The following is an 18,547-nucleotide window of genomic DNA, read 5'->3' as shown; positions in this document are numbered from 1 at the left end:
GCACTGGCTCCCGGCCCGGTTAAATGCTGCGGCCGGGCCCGGAGATCGGACCCGGCCGCACTTCCCCGCGGGGGTTGAGGTCTTCTTGTGTCAGCTGGTGGCAGCCCAGCCGCAGCCCCACGGCTGCAGGCCCCGCTGCGCGTACACGCGGTTGGCGATGTCGATCTGCTGGGCCTTCGTGGCAAGGCTGGCGTTGGGAGCGTATGCGCCGCCGCCGGCTCCGAGCCAGGTCCTGATGTCGAACTGGAGGCCGCCGTAATAGCCGTTGCCGGTGTTGATAGACCAGTTTCCGCCTGCTTCACACTGGGCAATCTTGTCCCACATGGCCTCATTCATCATGGCCGGGGCAGCGGCACCGGTGTTCGTACCGGCAGGGGCTGCCGGGGCTGCCGGGGCCACGGGCTTGGCCTTGGTGCCCACCGTGATCTTCTCGGTCACCGGCTGCGCGGTAACGGTCTCGGACACAAGGGTGCGGGACGCTTCGCGGCCGTCAACCAGCACGAGCTTGAAGGTCTTTTCGACCTTTCCTGCGGAGCCTGCCTGGGTGACTTCCTTCTCACCCTTGAGCAGCTCGGCGCTCTCGATAGTCTCCGACGTGAACGGGACGTTGTCGGTGGTCACCGCAGTCTGGCCGGTGTCCACGCGGGATACCTTGATGACCATGTTGTTGACAACGTGGGCGTTGGCGGGCTGGGAAGAACGGTCATTGGCACCGAGGGTCAGGCCTGCATCTTCAAGTACCTTGCCCACCGTGGCGGCAGTTGTGGTGGCCGTCTCCACTTTGCCGTCGGCAACAATGCTCACTGACTTGGGAGTGGAAATGGAGACGAAGGACCCTGCCATCGAGAGCTGGGCGTCCTTGGGCACGGAGATCGACGACGCACTTGCGACGCCGAGCTCGGTCACCAGTCCCGCAACGTCCTGGGCGGTGGTGTTCACGGTCTTTTCGGCGCCGTCCAGGCTGACCTTGACTTCCTTGGCCATGTTGACGTTGATGACCGTGCCGTTCTGGACAGTGGCATCAACGGACGGGGAAACCCGGTCCGCGGGCTTCAGCTCGACGTTGGCGCTCTTGACCACCTGTCCCACAGTTCCGCCGAAGGTCTGGACGGACGTTACCTTGCCGTCGACGTTCAGCGTGATGGTTTTGTTATTGCCCACGAAGGCTACGAGGCCCACCACCAGCGCGCACAGCACCAGGAGTTGCGTTCCAACCTTGATAAAGCTGAACTTGCCGTCCGTTGTGAAGAACTTGACCACGATTGCCCGTAACTTTAGGTCCTTCCGGGCACGGGGAGAGCGCAATAAAATGCCCGGCACCACCTGAAATAGGGGTAGTCCGGGCACCTTCGCACCGCCACACTCCGCATAGCAGACAGGCTGGAAACAGGCCCAGCAGATCCTGCTGCAGATGAAGTGAATTTACCCGGTGGCCTTCCCCGACCCCGGCTAATAGTTTCCCACTGTAACCGTAGCGTTATAAACTGGCCAAGAATTGTGCATACCCGGTATTGCGGGTTACGTTGCCTGAGGGTGATCTTAATCCCAGGATCCGTACGCCCGCACCGTGTTTTGACTGATTCGGGCGCCCAGCTCGGCAAGGTCCGTACTTGTCAATTCGGCCATGGCACGCACAGTGTAGGGGACCATGTAGCTGGCGTTCGGACGGCCCCGGTGCGGATGCGGAGTCAGGAAGGGAGCGTCTGTCTCCACCAGGACCAGATCAGGGTCCGCGACGGCGAGCGCGGCCCGCAGGTTCGCTGCGTTCTTGAAGGTCAGTGTGCCGGCGAACGACATCCACCAGCCTTCCTTGTTACACGTGGCCGCCAGCTCCTCATCACCGGAAAAGCAATGGAAAACCACGCGTTCTGGAGCTCCTTCTTCCTTCAGCACCTGCACAACGTCATTGTGGGCATCCCGGTCATGAATCTGCAGGGTCAGGTCCAGCCGTTTGGCGATATCTATGTGGCGGCGGAAGGAGTACCGCTGGTGCGCCAGGCCCTCGCCCTCGGTGCGGAAAAAGTCGAGCCCCGTCTCGCCGATGGCCCGGACGCGAGGATGAGCCGCCAGTCGCTCAATTTCCGCCAGAGCCTCTTCCAGTTCACCGCGTTCGGCGTAGCGCGGAGCGTCGTTGGGGTGAAGCGCCACCGCTCCGAGCAGCCGCTCGTCCAGGTCCACTGCCTGGACAGTGAACCGCGAGGATTCCAGATCGCAGCCCACCTGGACCGCCCCCTGGACGCCTACGGCGGCGGCGGCGTCAAGCGCTTCTTTGATCCCCACCGGCGCTTTTCCGTCCGGGAAGTCCAGGTGCGTGTGGTTGTCCATAACAGGCACCGGCAAAGGCTCCGGAGCAGGGGGAAATCCCCTTTGCGAAGAACTGCCTGCTTCCGGAGCGCCGCCGTCTGCGGAAGCACGGTAAGCGGCGGGGATCAGCGGATTGCACATCCATCAAGCCTAAACCGCCACATTGGCTGCATATTTGTTGGAACTCTCTGTTAGCTGCGGCAGTTGTGTTAGTAGTCTGGTACGAACACATGCGGACGCCCACCGACGGGCGAAGGCAGGGCTCTCTGTCCCGTCCAGGTGAACCCGGGCTGAAAGGTTGCCGATGGAATCCCACCGACGCACTGCCAACGATGTGAGCGCCACGAACCGCAACCTGGCGGGGTTCACGGATCCCGTCAGCCGCCTCAACGGGCACCGGCCCAACGCGATGGACAGCACATCCTTCCACGCCGCGAGCCAGCGGATCCTGGACACCATCAACACGGTGATCGACGGGAAGTCCGATGCCGCGAAGCTGGCACTAACGGTCCTGCTGGCCCAGGGCCACCTGCTCCTGGAAGATGTGCCGGGTGTGGGAAAGACGCTTCTGGCTAAGACACTCGCCCGGACCATCGACTGTACGGTCAACCGGATCCAGTTCACCCCGGACCTGCTGCCCTCCGACGTTACCGGCGTTTCCATCTACAACCAGTCCTCCAGGCTCTTCGAGTTTCGCCCCGGTGCGGTGTTCGCCAATATCGTGATCGGCGACGAGATCAACCGCGCGTCAGCGAAGACCCAGTCCGCGCTGCTCGAGTGTATGGAGGAGCACCAAGTGACGGTGGACGGCAAGTCCTATCGGTTGGACGAGCCGTTCATGGTGGTGGCGACGCAAAACCCGATCGAGATGGAGGGCACGTATCCGCTGCCCGAAGCCCAGCGGGACCGCTTTATGGCCCGCATTTCCATGGGGTACCCGGACAAGGACTCCGAGATCGAAATGCTCGAGACCCACCAGGCAACGTCACCCCTTGCCAAGGTATCGGCAGTGGTCAGCACTGCCGACGTGGCAGCCATGATTGCCATGGTGCAGCAGGTCTACGTCTCGCAGGCGGTCAAGGAGTACACGGTGTCCGTGGGCAGGGCCACCCGGGAGAGTCCCCTGCTTCGTCTGGGCGCGAGCCCCCGGTCGATGCTGCAGCTGCTGCGGGCCGCCAAGGCCACGGCGGCCCTGGACGGCCGGGACTTTGTCCTGCCGGACGACGTCGTGGACGTTGCGGAAGCTGTGCTGGCGCACCGGATCATCCTTGACCGGAAGGCTGCCGGAGCCGGAGAAACCCCGCACAGCGTCCTCCGTGGCATCCTGTCCCGGCTGCCCGTCACACACAGGCCGGCCGACGCCGGAAACAAGGCTTCCGCAGCCACGGGCAGGAACACCCGTGTGGCAGGCCTGAGCAGGAACCACTAGGCGGTTTCCCATGGCGCTGCTGGACAGACTGCCCCGACACCTCTTCACCCAGCGCGGCTGGGGCATGCTGGCCGCAGGGGCCGCAGCACTTGCCGCTGCACAAGTGATGGGCCGGAGGGACCTGCTAAGCCTGGCAGTACTGCTGTTCGTGCTTCCGCTGGTCTCCCTCGCGGGGATCCGGCTGGTGAAGCCCCGCTTCCAGGTGTACCGCGAATTCAGCCCCTCTCCGGTGGAAACATCGGCCCCCACTACGGTCCGGCTCGCGGTAGCGCGGACCGGGGCAGCAAGTGGCAGGGCCACCATGGAGGAAAGGCTGCCTCCCCGGTTCGGGGAGTCGCCCGCCTTCCGGTTTCCGTCCCGCTCCGCCAACGGCGGCACCAGCAGGTACGAGTACCACCTCCGCTCCGCCCAGCGCGGCCAGTTCCTGATCGGACCCGTGACTGCCGAATTCACCGACCCGTTTGGACTGTCCCTGCACCGGCAGGCAATAGACGACGGCGACACGCTCACCGTAACGCCCGCGGCCGTTGTGCTTCCCCTGACCGGGCTGGCCGGCGCCCGCGGTAACGACGGCGTCACGGCGACCAGGATCCGGGCGAATCCCAGCGACGACGACGTCATGACCCGCGAATACCGGCATGGAGATCCGATGCGCCGGGTGCACTGGGCCGCTACTGCACGCCACGGTTCCCTGATGGTGCGGCAGGAGGAATCCGTCACCACGCCCGAGGCCACGATCATCCTGGACCACAGATTCACCGCGTTCTCCGGCGGTTCAGGTGCGGTACCGGCAGGAAGCGCAGCCCAAGACGGCTACGCCATGATCAGCAGCGAAACCTTCGAGTGGGCTGTCGTTGCCGCCATGTCCATCAGCGCCCACCTGGCCGAGCGGAATTACGCCTTGCGCCTCCTGGACGCTCGCGGGGAACCTGCGTTCCTGCATTCGCCCTCCGCTCCCGAACCTGAGGTGGAGGAGTACAGCGGGACATCCGGGCTCCAGTCCATCGCTGAAAGTCTCGCGGCAATTCAACTCACCGGTCCGCATGCCCGCCGCGACTCCGGACGCAAAGGCATCGTGGGTCCCCGGGAATCGCACGGACACCAGGACTCCGGACCGCCACCCTTTGAGGACAACCTCATGGACAAGTTGTCAGCGCACCGCATGCGGGGACCCCTGATTGCTGTCCTGGGCAGGATCTCACCGCTGGATGCCTTGTCCCTCGCCCCGGCCGCCGGCTACGGTACCAACGCCTTTGCCATCGTTATCACCGAGCGGCCCGCCGAATTCGAGGACGCACTCGAAAAGCTGCGGCAGGGAGGCTGGCGGGCTGCTGCCGTGCCTCCGTCTGTGTCCGTGGCAGCCGCCTGGAACCAGTTCGACCAGGACGTCGCCTTGCCGGAAACGCCGGCAACGGAGGTCCGCCGGGGAGCGGAGGTGACAGGATGACCATTGCGCCGCCGCGGAATTCGGGAACGGACCGGCAACCTGTGCTGCCTGCAGGGAACTCAGCAGGACGACCCCGTGTTGGCGCCTACCCCTGGATGATGGCAGGCTCGATTGCCGTGGCAGTGGCTGGCGCCGCCCTTTCCCTGAACGGAGTCCTGAGGGGCTGGGGCTGGTACTGGCCCGTTGTCACCACCGTCCTGGTTGTCTGCCTGACCCTGGCCGCCTTGCGTTCGGCCAGGGCACAGCCCCTGCTGGTGACAGCCGGCGGGTTCCTTGCCCTGGGCGCCGTCCTGACCCTGACGTTCTTCCGCGGCTCCAGCATTGCCGGTGTCTTCCCCACCGGAGCCAGCGTCGCCGAGCTGGACCGGTTGATCCGCCGGGCCAGTGAGACAGTTCTGTCCGAAACAGCGCCCGTCGCCCCCAACGTGGGCATCGTTATGGTGATCTGCGCCGTCCTGGGCCTGGCTGTCATCCTTGTTGACGCGCTGGCCGTGCCGCTGGGCATGCCTGCCGCCACGGGTGCCGGGTTGCTGGCCATCCTCGTGGTACCTGCCATGATCAAGCCGCAGAGTGTCGGCTTTTGGGGATTCACGGCCGCCGTCGCGGGGTACCTGATGATCCTGGCATGCAGCCAGTGGTTTGTTCCGGATTCCCGGGGCCCTGTCGATTCAGCCCGCAACCCGGGCCAGGTCCGGAGGGCTGCTTTGACGGGGTCCGTGGCGCTGGTTGCCACCATGCTGGTGCCGATGGCGATCCCGGGCTTCGACCAGGGCACGTTCCCGCAGGGATCACGGCTCAATCCATGGGGCACGTCCACCGGCCTTAACCCGATGATCACCCTGGGCAACAGCCTGCGCACTCCTGCGGGCACCGGACGGATCACGTATGCCACCAATTCCAGCGCCCCGCTGTACCTGCGGACTGTTACTGTAGACCATTTCGACGGCGACTCCTGGGGCCCGGACGACCGCAACGCGTCCCGGCGCCCCCTTGGCAGCCAGATCGATCCCGGCTACACCGTCCTGGCCGACGAACAGCAGCCGCTGGTCACGGCTATCGACGCCGGAACCTTCAGCAGCCCCTATCTGCCGGCACCGTACCCGCCGGAATCAGTGCGGGGCCTGGATGGGCGGTGGACCTGGGATCCCGCCACCTTGAGCATCAAGGGGACGGATACCACCTCCCGGCGGCAGGAGTACCTGGTCACCTCCTCCGTTCCAAAGCTGACGGCCGGGCTGCTGGCCCGAACCTCGTCAGGCGTGCAGGGAATCTCCGAGGACTTCACCAGAATTCCGGGCAACGTGCCCGATATCGTTCGGACAACGGCCAGTACGGTGGCAGGTCCCAGCGCCACGCCCTACGAGAAAGCGATGGCCATCCAGAAATACCTTCGATCCGCGGAGTTCACCTACTCCCTGCAATCACCGGTGCAGGGCGGATATGACGGAAACGGGCTCTCGGTCCTGGCGGACTTCCTGGACCAGAAGAGCGGCTACTGCATCCACTACGCGTCCGCGATGGCCGTGATGGCCCGGCTCGAAGGGATCCCCAGCCGCATTGCAGTGGGCTACGCTCCGGGCAGGTTGACCGGCGCCACTGTTTCCGTAGCCGGACAGGGCGCACTGCCCGAATACGAGGTGGATGCGAGGGACGCCCATGCCTGGCCGGAACTGTACTTCCAGGGACTGGGATGGGTGGCTTTTGAGCCAACGCCGTCCCGTGGGGTAGTGCCTGACTACGCTACGGAGGCATCCGCCCCGTCAGCCCCGGGCGCCCTCGAGAACAATGACGACCTTGCCCCGGAGGCCACGCCGGCACCTGCCCCGGCACCCAGCGCCGCTCCCCTGCCCGCCCCGGGTGGAGGCGGGGGCGCTGAAGCCGGCGTGCAGCTCCTGCCGTTGCTTCTGGGCCTTGGCGGTGTCCTGGGGGCAGCGCTTCTCGCCGCAGCGCCGCGCCTGGCCAGGACAGGCATCCGGGCACGGCGGCTTCGACCGGCAGAACCAGGCACGGCCGCGGTGATGGCCTGGAGCGAAATGGTGGACCTGGGGACGGACTATGGCCTGCCGCCGAAGTCCAGTGAGACCCCGCGTGCCTACAGCGTGCGCCTGCGGGAATCCGGGCTGCTGGGGGAACCCCGGGGACTTGACGACGCTGCCCATCGGGCCGCCGCCGCGTTGACCTCAAACTTCGAACGCCGCGAGTATGGCCCTCCGCCGGCAGGCTCCGAAGTCCCTGAAGGCACCGGCCGCAGCGATCCGGGGCCAGAAGCCGCTGACCAGGAGGTAACCGGTGCCCGGATCGCGGCACTTGAAACAGCGTTGGGCGCCCATGCCCCCGCCCTGCGGCGGCTGCGCGCCTTGTGGGTTCCGCCGTCGGTGATTGGACGGCTGGGACGCCTGCTGACGGCGCCGTTCCGGACTGCCGGAGCAGCGACGGTGCACATGGCGAAAGCCGCCACCCGCTTTTGGTCAGCGCGCTGGCCCGCGCGTTCCTGACTTCCTGGCAGGCAGCGGCTTTGCCGACGTGACGGAAGGCCTACCCTGCGTAGGGGTCGGCGATGCCGATGTACTGGGTGTAGAGGTATTCCTCGATGCCTTCGAGTCCGCCTTCACGCCCGAGGCCGGACTGCTTGACGCCGCCGAAGGGTGCTGCGGCGTTGGAGATAACGCCGGCGTTCAGGCCCAGCATGCCCGTTTCAAGCCGTTCGCCCATCCGGATGCCGCGGTTGAGGTCCTTCGTGAAGACATAGGCCACCAGCCCGTATTCGGTGTTGTTGGCCAGCCGGACGGCGTCGTCTTCGGTGCTGAAGGTGGTGATCGGGGCCACGGGGCCGAAGATTTCCTCCGCCAGGATCCGGGTGCCTTCGGTAACGCCGGAGAGGATGGTGGGCTGGTAGAAGTAGCCCGGGCCCTCCACCGGTCCGCCACCCAAAACCGCCTTGGCACCGGACGCGACGGCGTCCGAGACCAGTTCATGGACCTTGTCCCGGCTCTTGGCGTCGATCAGCGGGCCCACCTTGGACTCGGGCTCGGTGCCGCGGGCTGTGGTCATGTCCTTCATCTTCGCGGCGAACTTCTCCGCGAACTCCGCGGCGACGGACTCGTGCACAATAAAGCGGTTGGCAGCGGTGCAGGCCTCACCCATGTTCCGCAGCTTGGCGAGCATGGCTCCGGCGACGGCAGCGTCAATGTCTGCGTCCTCGAAGACCACGAAGGGGGCGTTGCCGCCGAGCTCCATCGAGGTCCGCAGCACAGTTTCGGAAGCATCCGAGAGCAGGCGACGGCCCACTTCCGTGGAGCCGGTGAAGGACAGTTTGCGGAGCCGGGAGTCCTTGATCAACGGACCGGTGGTAGCGCCGGCGGTCGAGGTGGGAATGACGTTCAGGACGCCGGCGGGCAGCCCGGCCTCCATCATGACGGCGGCGAACAGCTGGGAGGTCAGCGGTGTAAGGTTCGCGGACTTCAGCACCATGGTGCAGCCCGCGGCCACCGCGGGAGCGATCTTGCGCGTGGCCATGGCCAGCGGGAAGTTCCACGGTGTGATCAGCAGGCAGGGGCCCACCGGCTTCTTGGTGACCAGCAGCCGGGACTTACCGTCAGGGGACACGGAGTAGCGGCCGAAGGCGCGGACGGCCTCCTCCGAGAACCAGCGCAGGAATTCGGCGCCGTAAGTGACTTCGCCCCGGGCTTCCGCCAGCGGCTTGCCCATCTCCATGGTCATGAGCAGAGCGAAGTCCTCAGCCCGTTCCGTCACGAGCTCAAAAGCGCGGCGCAGGATTTCGCCGCGCTCACGCGGAGGAACCTTGGCCCAGGACTCCTGCGCGGCAGCGGCCGCGTCCAAGGCCGCGGCACCATCTTCAGGACCGGCGTCGGCAATGCTCAACAGCACCTTGCCCGTCGCCGGGTCTTCGACGTCGAAGGTCTTGCCCGAAGCGGCCGCCCGCCACTCACCATTGATAAGCAGGCCGGTGGGAACAGAGGCCAAAAGGGCGCTTTCGCGTTCTGCGGAAACGGCCGGCTGTGCAGTGACAGTCACGATGACTCCCTCGTCAGTAGGGTTATTGCAGCCCAGGTCGCCGGCCGGAGTGGCCGCCGTCGTCATGGCTGATTAGTTGCCAGACTACTGCTGTGCCCCCAGCGGGTCTACGCCTTCACGCACTACGGAAAGATGGAATGGCTGTGCACCTGCACAGCCATTCCCCGGCCACCGGCGGCCCGCTTTAGCGGGCGGCGAGTACGGCGGAGTACAGCTCGCGCTTGCTCACCCGGACGTCTTCCGCCACGGCCGCAACAGCCTCCTTAAGGCGGATCCCTTGGGACACAAGTTCGTTGACCGCGGCGACGTGGTCCTCCGGAGTCCCCGGAGCCTGTTCAGGTGCGCCGGCCAGGACAACGGCGATTTCACCGCGGACTTCGGTAGTCTCCGCCCATTGCAGAAGCTCCCCGAGCGAACCCCGGATGACCTCCTCGTAGGTTTTGGTCAATTCCCGGCATACGGCGACGCGCCGTTCAGCGCCGAAGCGTTCACGCAGCGCCCGCAGCATCACCTCCAGCCGGTGTGGCGCTTCGAAGAACACCATCGTCCGGCGCTCCCCCGCAAGGTCAGCCAGGCGGGACGCCCTTTCGCCTGCCTTCCGGGGCAGGAATCCCTCGAAGCAGAAACGGTCCGTGGGCAGGCCGGACAGCGCAAGCGCCGTCAGGACAGCCGACGGGCCGGGCACCGCAGTGACCGTAAGCCCGCATGCGACGGCCCCTTCCACCAGCCGGAACCCGGGATCGGACACTGACGGCATCCCTGCGTCGGTGACCATCACCAGGGTCTTGCCTGCCCTCACCTGCTCAAGAAGCTCGGCTGTCTTCGCTGCCTCGTTGTGCTCGTGATAGCTGATCACCCGCCCGGCGACAGTGACGCCCAGGCTTTGCACCAGCCGGTGCAGGCGGCGGGTGTCTTCGGCGGCAACGATGTCGGCTGTGCCGAGCAGCTCCACCAGGCGGGCGGACGCATCGCCCGTATTACCGATCGGGGTGGCCGCCAGCACGATCCGGCCCCCAGGAGGCGCTGGTACCGCGGCTGCCTCCGAACCCCGTGACGGCTGTCCTTCGGCTTCCTCCTCGGGGGTGGCAGTGCCGGAAGCGGGAAAGGGGCTGGGGTTAAGGTCCACGCCACCAGCCTACTGCTGCGGGGCGCGGCCGGCCGCAAACGGTAGCATGGGGCTCGTGACGCAGACCTCGACGCGGCCGGCCGGGGCCGAACCCGCCACATCCCCGGAGTCCGCCAGTTCACCCCCCGGAACTGTTGACCGGCCGGGGAACCCGCCGGACCGTCCATGGGTCAGCCGGCCGTCACAGGCCTTCACGGCGGAGTCCCTGCGCGCACGGCTGCTGGGGTCCGTCCACAGCTGGCGGGACTACCCGCCGTCGCTGCGGCTCTGGTTCCTGGTGGTTCCCCTCATGACGGCGGCAGCCGGCGGCGTCCTGCGGTTTGTCCGGCTTGAGGCGCCGCACAAGCTGGTCTTTGACGAAACGTATTACGTCAAGGATGCCTACTCGTACCTGATCAGCGGTTATGAGCGCAGCTGGCCGGACAAAGCCAATGATTCCTTTAATGCAGGAAACCCAGCCCTGCTCCTGGATTCTCCTGAGTACGTTGTCCACCCCCCGGTGGGAAAGTGGATGATTGCCGCCGGTATGTGGCTCTTCGGTGCCGACAACTCCTTCGGTTGGCGCTTTGCCGCGGCCCTGACCGGAACCTTGTCCATCCTGCTCCTATCCCTGATAGCGCTCAAACTCTTCCGTTCACTTTCGCTGGCGGCTGCCGCGGGACTCCTCCTGGCCGTGGACGGCCATCACCTGGTGATGTCGCGGACATCGCTGCTGGATATCTTCCTGATGTTCTGGATCCTCGCAGCGTTTGGCGCCTTGCTGATGGACCGGGATGACGGCCGACGCCGGCTGGCCGCACGGCTGGCCAACGCTGCCTCCGCCAACGGGGGACTTCCCACGCCCGCGCAGCTGCTGTCCGGGCCATGGCTGGGCATCCGCTGGTGGCGGATCGCGGCCGGAATCTTCCTGGGGCTCGCCGTCGGGACCAAGTGGTCAGGTTTGTTCTTCCTGGCAGGTTTCGGCATCCTCACCGTCCTGTGGGACCTCAGCGCGCGGCGGGTGGCGGGGATCCGCGGCTGGATCAGCGGCGGCGTGATCAAGGACGGCATCCCGGCGTTCCTGAGCATGGTCCCGGTTGCCGCGCTGGTTTATGCCGCCACCTGGACGGGCTGGTTCCGCTCAGAGGATGCCTACTTCCGCCGCTGGGCGCTGAGCAATCCGTCCGCCGAGTGGGGCTGGCTGCCGGATTCGATCCGGTCCCTGGCGCACTACCACCTGGAAGCGTACAAGTTCCACCAGGGCCTGGGGTCCGAGCACCCCTATGAGGCCAGCGCCTGGAGTTGGCTGCTGATGGGCAGGCCCACCTCGTTCTTCTATGAATCACCGGAACGCGGTACACCGGGCTGCGACGTGGACAAGTGCACATCCGCCATCCTGTCCGTGGGAAATCCCCTCATCTGGTGGGCGGCAGCCATATCGCTGGTAGTGCTCCTGTTCTGGTGGGCGGGGCGCCGCGACTGGCGGGCGGGAGCTGTGCTGGCCGGTGTCGCTGCCGGGTACCTGCCCTGGTTCCTGTACCCGGAGCGCACCATGTTCTACTTCTACGCAGTGTCCTTTGAACCGTTCCTGGTGCTGGCCCTCGTCTATTGCCTGGGCCTGGTCCTGGGGAGGACGACGGACCCGCCCTGGCGCCGGCGGTCCGGGCTGTACCTGGTGGCCTTGTTCGTCGCGGCAGCAGTGCTGCTGGCAGCCTTCTTCTATCCTGTCTGGGCCGCCGAAGTCATCCCGTACCAGGAGTGGCGGCTCAGGATGTGGATGCCCTCCTGGATCTAGGGCAGGATGGCAGGAGACCCCCGACGAGCCGCTGCCGCGGCATGGCAGCGGAACGGAGACCCCAGTGAGAGAAGCGAGCACCGAACTGCTGGTTGAGCTTGATGCCGCCAGTAACGTCACGGACCTGCTGCTGGAGCAACAGGCCGCCAATCCGACCCATGCCCTCTACCGGCGCAAGGGGCCGAACGGCTGGATGGACGTCACGGCGCAAAAATTCCTGCAGGCTGTCAACGCCCTTGCCAAGGGCCTCATCGCCGGCGGACTCGAGCCGGGCGACACGGTTGCCGTTATGTCCGCCACCTCCTACGAATGGACGCTGGTTGATTTCGCCATCTGGTTTGCCGGCGGCGTGACCGTTCCCATTTATGAGACGTCCTCCCCCAGCCAGGTAGAGTGGATTCTCCACGACGCCGGAGTGCGGCGTGTCTTCGCCGAGGACCGTGCCAAGGTGCGGCTTGTGACGGATGTCCTTGCCGGTTCCGCGCTGCTCCGGGACCGGCTCGTCAACGTGGTCCGGATGGATTTCGACGGCGAAGCCCCCGATCTCGCGAGCCTGGCCGCCGCCGGCACGGGTGTCACCGATGCCGAGCTGGAACGGCACCGGAGCCGGGCAGGGCTGGATGACGTGGCGTCCCTGGTTTATACCTCCGGAACCACCGGCAACCCCAAAGGCTGCGAAATCACCCACGGCAACTTCGCCCTGGTGGCAAAGAACATCGTCGCGTTCCTCCCGGAACTGCTGCTGCAGGACCAGGCGCGCACCCTGATGTTCCTGCCGCTCGCCCACGTCCTGGCCCGGGCGGTTCAGGTGGTCTGCCTCACCGCCGGCGCCACCCTGGGGCACACACCGGGGCCGGCCCAGCTCCTGGAGGACCTGGCCACTTTCCGGCCCACGTTCCTGCTGGTGGTTCCGCGGATTTTCGAAAAGGTCCGCGCCACCGCAGCGCACAAGGCAACAGTGGCGGGCAAGGCGCGGCTTTTCAACGCCGCGTCGGCAACAGCCATTGAGTACTCGCAGGAGGAAGACAGGCGCAGCCGGGGCGGGGGCAGCGGCCCCGGTCTGCTCTGCCGGATCCGCCACGGAATCTTCGACAGGCTGCTTTATCCCCGGCTTCGCCAGGCCTTCGGCGGCCATGTGGGGTACACCGTGTCAGGCGCCAGTGCCCTTGCGCCGGAGGACGCGCATTTCTTCCGTGGCGCCGGGATTCCTGTCCTCGAGGGGTACGGCCTGACTGAGACCACCGCACCGTGCACTGCCAATACGCCCTCTCTCACGCGGGTGGGATCCGTGGGCATCCCCATCCCCGGCACCACTGTCCGCGTAGCCGACGACGGCGAGATACTGGTCAAGGGCATCGGCGTCTTCCGGGGTTATCACGCCAACCAGGCGGCGAACGCTGAGGCCTTCGTGGACGGCTTCTTCCGCACCGGCGACCTCGGTGAGCTTGACCCCCAGGGATTCCTGACCATCACAGGGCGGAAAAAGGACCTGCTCGTCACCGCCGGCGGCAAGAACATAGCGCCCGGGCCATTGGAGGAAAGGATCCGTGCTCATCAGTTAGTGGCCCACGCCGTGGTGGTGGGCGACGGAAAGCCTTTTGTCTCGGCGCTCGTAACCCTGGACCCGGAAGGCCTGGACAACTGGCGGTCCGAGCAGGGGCTGCCCGCCCTTGCCATGCAGGACGCTGTCAAGGACGCGCAGGTGGCGGCAGCAATTCAGGAGGCGGTGGATCACGCGAACCAATTGGTGTCCAAGGCAGAGTCCATCCGCAAGTTCACCGTGCTGGATGCCCAGTTCACGGTGGAGTCAGGTCACCTGACGCCTTCCCTCAAGCTGAAGCGTTCCGCCGTCGTGCATGACTACGAAACCGAAATCGCCAGGCTATACGCTTGATCGGCTGCCTGACCGGCTGGCTGTCCGGCTACGCCTGGCGGGCTGCTTGCTGTGCGGCCGGTTCATCCTTGGTGAGGCCGCGGCGCCGGCGTGTTGGCCAGGTGAGGATCAACGTGACGAGCGCAGTCAACAGCACCAGGCCTGCGATCACCATTCCGGCGTCGATCCAGAACTGGCCGGGGAACAGCCGGATCAGGGTGTCGTCAAGGCTGAATGTCCATGATCCGTCCGCGAAGAAGATCCGGTGGAACTCGGTAAAGAACTGCTGCCAGCCCAGCACGGCCAGGGAGCCGAGGCCCAGGATCAGGACGAGCGTGATGATGGAACCGGCGAATAGGCCCCTGCGGACTCCCCCGGTGCTTCGCCTGCGCAGGTAGAGGACGGCGATGAGGCTCACCAGGATCAGCAGCACGCCGGCGCCAAAGGTGGAGAGGATCACGAGCTTGACGTCCGCCATGTGGCTGACTTCGCCATCCTTGAACAGCTTGTCGCCGCCGCGGTGCACCAGGTCCCCCAGGTAGCGTGGGCCGGCCCAGTTGCTGAGGTAATCAACCGCGTAGGAGCCGTAAGTCATCCTGTCGTCGGTGCTGAACCCGTAGCCGTCCCCGGGAAATCCCGGACGGTTGTACTCCACCCACAGGAACAGCGGGCTGGTCACGGCACGGACAGCAAGGATGAGCAGGATCAGTGGGAAGAAGAGGGCAAGCAGGACCTGCATCACCCGCGGCGCCACCGGTTTGGCATTGGCGGCACTCTCGCGCTGGGCGTTGCGGCGCTCCACCTCCTCCTCCGGCGGACGGACCTGCAGCGCGGAGGTGGGCAGCCGTTCCTTGAACACCGGGGAGCTGTCGTGCCCGGACGCGGGCCCTGAATCCTCGACGGCGGACTCTGAGGCTTTTCGGTCGGCCCGGCTCTCCGGCTGGATGGCGTGGCGCGCCTCCGGGGCCGGGGCCGCCATGGCAGCGGTCGCAGGCGCCGCGGAAGAGCCGGCACCGGCCGGGGCCGGGCCGCCTTCTGTCACGGAGGAACCGGCGCCGGCAGTCCCGGAATGCGCCGGCGTCGTGCCTTGCCTGTCCCCGGAGGGGTACTCCGGCGCTTCCGCGTCTGAATCACCGGAGCGGTCCGCGGCAGAACTCCCGGAGCCTGAGCCTGCGGGGGTCAACCACGAAAACGCCGGCTCGTCAGAATCACCTGATGTGTCCAGGACCGGTTCCGGCTGCGGCTCGGCGCGCCTGGCGCGGGCAGGAGTTTCGTCTTTCACAGCAGCGTCACTTCCGTTGGGTTTCCGCGCCAGGTTCTTGGTCCGCCGGCACGCTTCATCTGTTGACGAGCCTACCGTCCGGGCTTCCGGCTGGGCGAGGAACCACCCCGCATCGATTACAACGATTCAGGCAGCGATTTCCGAATAGCCTGCGTCTTCCCGGCGGAGGTCGCCGCGTTCCCCTGCCTGGTAGGCGTGCCGTCCGCAGGTGAGCACGTACAGCCAGTAGGCTGCCAGCACCGCGGCCCCGATGCCGATCTTCGCCCAGACCGGCAGCGCGCTGGGTGTGACGAACCCTTCCACCAGCCCGGAGACAAACAGCACCAGGACCAGGCCCAGGGCTACGGTGATCAGGGACCGGCCCTCCTCAGCCACCGCCCGGCCCCGCGAGCGGGAACCCGGCGAGACCATGGCCCAGAAGATCCGGAGGCCGGCGGCGCAGGCGATGAACACCGCAGTGAGTTCCATCAGGCCGTGCGGCAGGATGTAGCTGTAGAAGACATCCGACTTCCCTGCGGCCGCGAAGATGCCGGCGGCTATCCCCACTCCCTGGGCGTTGCTGAACAGGATCATCGGCACCCACACGCCGGTGATCCCCAGTGCTACAGCCTGGGCGCTGATCCAGGCGTTGTTGGTCCAGACCGCGCCGGCGAAGGACGCGGCAGGATTCGCTGAGTAATAGTTGATGAAGTCTTCCTCGACGTACTGGCGGGCCGCCGCTTCGGACGCCACCGCCCGCAGGGCTTCGGGCGAGGTGCTGATCCAGAGTGCGTAGGCCGCGCCGATCAGGACAAAGGCTGCCCCGCATGCCAACGTGAGCCAGGTGAGCCGGTAGAAGGCAGCAGGAAGGGCCACCACAAAAAACCGTGCCAGGTCCTCCATTACGTTGGACCGCGCACCGGTGAAGCGCGTTCGCGCCTGTGCAAGCGTGGCAGACAGCGAGGCGGACAGTCCGCTTTCCGGAGCCACGGAGCGGATGAGGGAGAGGTGGGCGGAGGTGGACTGGTACAGCGTCAGCAGTTCATCTGCTTCCGGCCCGCTGAGCCTGCCCTTGAAGGCAAGTTCATGCAGCCGCGACCATCTGTCCGCGTTGACGGCGGAGAACGCGTCCATGTCCACGGCACCAGCCTAGCGGCCCCCACTAGACTATGAGCGTCCCGTAAGCCGTGAGGAACAGGAACAGCGTGAGTTCGATCGTCACCGGTGAGGCCGTTGTCCTGGAGTTGCGTCCGGCATCGTTTGCGGCCCGCGCGCTGGGCCTGCTCCTGGACATGGCCTTGAGCATCGTTTTGCTGGTGGTCATCCTGATGGGGGTAGCGGCCGCGGGCGAGGACCTGGACGAGGCGGCCCTGCGGGCCTTGGTGCTTGCGAGCGTAGTCTTCTGCCTGGTCATCGTTCCGGTGGCGGTGGAAACCCTGACCCGCGGGCTGTCGCTGGGCAAGCTCGCAGCGGGCCTGCGGGTGGTGCGGGATGACGGCGGCGCCATCCGGTTCCGGCACGCCCTCATCCGCGGCCTGACGGGGTTCCTCGAGATCTACCTGACCTTTGGCGGGCTTGCCATTGCCGTGGCCCTGTTCAATGACAGGTCGCGCCGGCTGGGCGACCTGATGGCCGGGACCTACGCCATCCGCAGCCGTGTACCGGTTGAAGAGGCCACGCCGGTGCTCGTTCCGCCCAGGTTGCGGGCGTGGGCCGGGACTGCCGACATCGGACGGATTCCGGACGCGACGGCCCGCCGGGCATCCCAGTTCATCCGCCAGGCCGGCCGGATGGCGCCCCTGTCCAGGGCGGGCATGGCCGAGTCAATCGCCACTGAGCTCGCCGCCCATGTCGCCCCGCCCCCGCCGCCCGGGACAAGTCCCGGCGACTACCTTGCCGCCGTCGTGGCTGAGCGGCGGAGCAGGGAGCTCGCCAGGTTGTCGCAGGCACGACGGCGGAGCGCTGAGACGGGTGAGCGGCTGCACCGTCTGCCTTTCGGCAGCTAAGCGCTAATTGTCGTATTCACTCCACGGGATGTTCCAGTCGCCGAACCCATCGTCGTTGGCTGCGTAGTCGCCCTCGGTGTTGACGATCTGGACAACGTCGCCGGTGCCCATGTTGTCAAAGACCCAGGCGGCGCCGTCGGGAGCGAATCCGATGCAGCCGTGTGAAACGTTGGCGTTGCCGATAAAGGGGTAGGCGGATTCCAGGGCCTGGTGGATGTAGGCTCCGCTGAGGGTGAGCCGGATGGTGTATTCTACGTCAACGTCGCCGTAGTAGGCCGGATCATCGGGTTTCAGCCCGATGCTCGAGGCCCGGAAGTGGTCATAGCGCTTTTTTTCCATCAGCACGCCATAGCCGCGGGCGGACGGGAACCGCTTGTCCCCCATGCTTACCGGCAGCGTCTTGACTACCTGATCGTTGACGTTCAGCGTGAAGGTATGGGCGGCCGCGTCCGCCACTGCCACCTTCTTATCGCCGATGGAAACGTTCACCTTTTTGTTGAAGTTGGCAATCTGGCCGTCGCCCAGGTCCACGCCGAACAGCTGCATGTCCATGGTGATGGTGGAGTTCGCCGCCCAGAAGTTCTCCGCCCGGTACCGGACCATCGTGTCACTGTGCCAATGGAAGGCGCCCACCTGGCCGGCACTGCTGGTGATGCTGATGGCCTTTTCCACGGCCTCGCGGTTGACCACAGGTTCACTAAAGATGACCTGCAGCGGCTGCCCGACGCCCACCTTCATGCCGTCCAGCGGGTAGATGGCGGCGTCCGCCTCATGGGAACTGGACACGGTGCTGAAGGACTGCGTGGTGCTGGTTTCGCGTCCGGCGCCGTCCTTCACCACGTACGTGTAGCTGTAGTCCGTGTTGAACTTCAGGGGGCCGGACGCCGTCCAGCCCGTCCCCGCGGCGTCGATGCTGCCCTCCACCGTCTCGCCTGCGGTGCTGGTGAGCGTCACGCGTTCGATGGTGCCGTTGGCCACCTTCAAGGACACCGGGGCGGCCGGGTTCACCTGCTTGGAACCGTTCGCGGGCGCGGCGTCGAACTTCACGGGCGCAATGACCGGCGAAGCGATGCCGGGCGATGTCCGGACCGCGGTCCCTGCCTCGGATTCGATGGCTCCGCGGGCGATTCCCGGCGCCACTGCAGCGAAGACGCCGCCCACGGCGGCGAGGAGGCAGACAGCGACCACCACAAGAATCTTTTTGACTCTACCCGGACGGCGGGGTTGGACTTCAGGCTCCATATTTTGATCCTAGGCGCAGAAAGTAACAGCCCGGGTGCTCTCGGCACCCG

Annotated in this window: 13 protein-coding genes; 6 read left to right on the top strand and 7 right to left on the bottom strand. The window is 66.1% G+C overall.

The window, feature by feature from the left end:
* Positions 1–90: 90 nt before the first annotated feature.
* Positions 91–1,260, bottom strand: coding sequence for a resuscitation-promoting factor (locus tag G6R19_RS09415; protein ID WP_163164297.1), 1,170 nt, complete (start codon positions 1,258–1,260; stop codon positions 91–93).
* Positions 1,261–1,539: 279 nt separating this feature from the next.
* Positions 1,540–2,445 (bottom strand): TatD family hydrolase, encoded by a 906-nt coding sequence (locus tag G6R19_RS09410; protein WP_163164296.1) that lies wholly within the window; start codon positions 2,443–2,445, stop codon positions 1,540–1,542.
* A gap of 163 nt (positions 2,446–2,608) precedes the next feature.
* Here G6R19_RS09410 and G6R19_RS09405 point away from each other — a divergent pair, with 163 nt between their 5' ends.
* Genes G6R19_RS09405 through G6R19_RS09395 form a run of 3 tightly spaced genes read left to right on the top strand, consistent with a single transcriptional unit; the run spans position 2,609 to position 7,675 of the window.
* Entirely contained in the window at positions 2,609–3,733 is a 1,125-nt protein-coding gene (locus tag G6R19_RS09405) for a MoxR family ATPase (protein WP_163164295.1), read from the top strand.
* A gap of 10 nt (positions 3,734–3,743) precedes the next feature.
* Positions 3,744–5,180 (top strand): DUF58 domain-containing protein, encoded by a 1,437-nt coding sequence (locus G6R19_RS09400; protein WP_163164294.1) that lies wholly within the window; start codon positions 3,744–3,746, stop codon positions 5,178–5,180.
* Positions 5,177–7,675: a DUF3488 and transglutaminase-like domain-containing protein gene (locus G6R19_RS09395; protein ID WP_163164293.1), complete on the top strand. Its 2,499-nt coding sequence runs from the start codon at positions 5,177–5,179 to the stop codon at positions 7,673–7,675. Before G6R19_RS09400 ends, G6R19_RS09395 begins: the two co-directional genes overlap by 4 nt.
* Before the next feature lie 40 nt (positions 7,676–7,715).
* Here G6R19_RS09395 and G6R19_RS09390 read toward each other — a convergent pair whose 3' ends face one another.
* Both G6R19_RS09390 and rsmI read right to left on the bottom strand, forming a co-directional pair.
* Positions 7,716–9,215, bottom strand: coding sequence for an NAD-dependent succinate-semialdehyde dehydrogenase (locus tag G6R19_RS09390; RefSeq protein ID WP_163164292.1), 1,500 nt, complete (start codon positions 9,213–9,215; stop codon positions 7,716–7,718).
* A gap of 184 nt (positions 9,216–9,399) precedes the next feature.
* Positions 9,400–10,221, bottom strand: a complete 822-nt coding sequence (rsmI, locus tag G6R19_RS09385; protein ID WP_240341830.1) for a 16S rRNA (cytidine(1402)-2'-O)-methyltransferase — start codon at positions 10,219–10,221, stop codon at positions 9,400–9,402.
* A gap of 166 nt (positions 10,222–10,387) precedes the next feature.
* Between rsmI and G6R19_RS09380 the strand changes: the two genes are divergently transcribed.
* Positions 10,388–12,115 (top strand): phospholipid carrier-dependent glycosyltransferase, encoded by a 1,728-nt coding sequence (locus tag G6R19_RS09380; protein WP_163164291.1) that lies wholly within the window; start codon positions 10,388–10,390, stop codon positions 12,113–12,115.
* 64 nt (positions 12,116–12,179) lie between these two features.
* Positions 12,180–14,009, top strand: a complete 1,830-nt coding sequence (locus G6R19_RS09375) for an AMP-dependent synthetase/ligase (RefSeq protein WP_163164290.1) — start codon at positions 12,180–12,182, stop codon at positions 14,007–14,009.
* A gap of 28 nt (positions 14,010–14,037) precedes the next feature.
* Here the strand turns inward: G6R19_RS09375 and G6R19_RS09370 are convergent, their stop codons facing one another.
* Both G6R19_RS09370 and G6R19_RS09365 read right to left on the bottom strand, forming a co-directional pair.
* Positions 14,038–15,270 carry a TIGR01906 family membrane protein gene (locus tag G6R19_RS09370; RefSeq protein ID WP_163164289.1) on the bottom strand — a complete coding sequence of 411 codons (1,233 nt, stop codon included), beginning with the start codon at positions 15,268–15,270 and terminating at the stop codon, positions 14,038–14,040.
* Between the two features lie 126 nt (positions 15,271–15,396).
* Positions 15,397–16,389 (bottom strand): stage II sporulation protein M, encoded by a 993-nt coding sequence (locus G6R19_RS09365; protein WP_205484352.1) that lies wholly within the window; start codon positions 16,387–16,389, stop codon positions 15,397–15,399.
* A 65-nt stretch (positions 16,390–16,454) separates the two neighbouring features.
* On the opposite strand from G6R19_RS09365, the gene G6R19_RS09360 reads away from it, so the two are divergent.
* Complete coding sequence (locus G6R19_RS09360; protein ID WP_163164288.1) at positions 16,455–17,255, top strand: RDD family protein; 801 nt, start codon at positions 16,455–16,457, stop codon at positions 17,253–17,255.
* Positions 17,256–17,258: 3 nt separating this feature from the next.
* Here G6R19_RS09360 and G6R19_RS09355 read toward each other — a convergent pair whose 3' ends face one another.
* Positions 17,259–18,497: an Ig-like domain-containing protein gene (locus G6R19_RS09355; protein ID WP_163164287.1), complete on the bottom strand. Its 1,239-nt coding sequence runs from the start codon at positions 18,495–18,497 to the stop codon at positions 17,259–17,261.
* Positions 18,498–18,547: the final 50 nt, after the last annotated feature.

This window comes from Arthrobacter sp. Alg241-R88 (assembly GCF_900537115.1).
GTDB lineage: Bacteria > Actinomycetota > Actinomycetes > Actinomycetales > Micrococcaceae > Arthrobacter.
The sequence above is the reverse complement of the archived record's forward strand: the minus strand, read 5'-3'. Positions and strand labels throughout refer to the sequence as shown.

Bases quoted from the DNA above. Each gene is read 5' to 3' on its own strand.
- G6R19_RS09405 (WP_163164295.1), top strand. From the start codon at position 2,609: ATGGAATCCCACCGACGCACTGCCAACGATGTGAGCGCCACGAACCGC.
- G6R19_RS09380 (WP_163164291.1), top strand. From the start codon at position 10,388: ATGGGGCTCGTGACGCAGACCTCGACGCGGCCGGCCGGGGCCGAACCC.
- G6R19_RS09355 (WP_163164287.1), bottom strand. From the start codon at position 18,497: ATGGAGCCTGAAGTCCAACCCCGCCGTCCGGGTAGAGTCAAAAAGATT.
- G6R19_RS09395 (WP_163164293.1), top strand. From the start codon at position 5,177: ATGACCATTGCGCCGCCGCGGAATTCGGGAACGGACCGGCAACCTGTG.
- G6R19_RS09410 (WP_163164296.1), bottom strand. From the start codon at position 2,445: ATGTGCAATCCGCTGATCCCCGCCGCTTACCGTGCTTCCGCAGACGGC.
- G6R19_RS09400 (WP_163164294.1), top strand. From the start codon at position 3,744: ATGGCGCTGCTGGACAGACTGCCCCGACACCTCTTCACCCAGCGCGGC.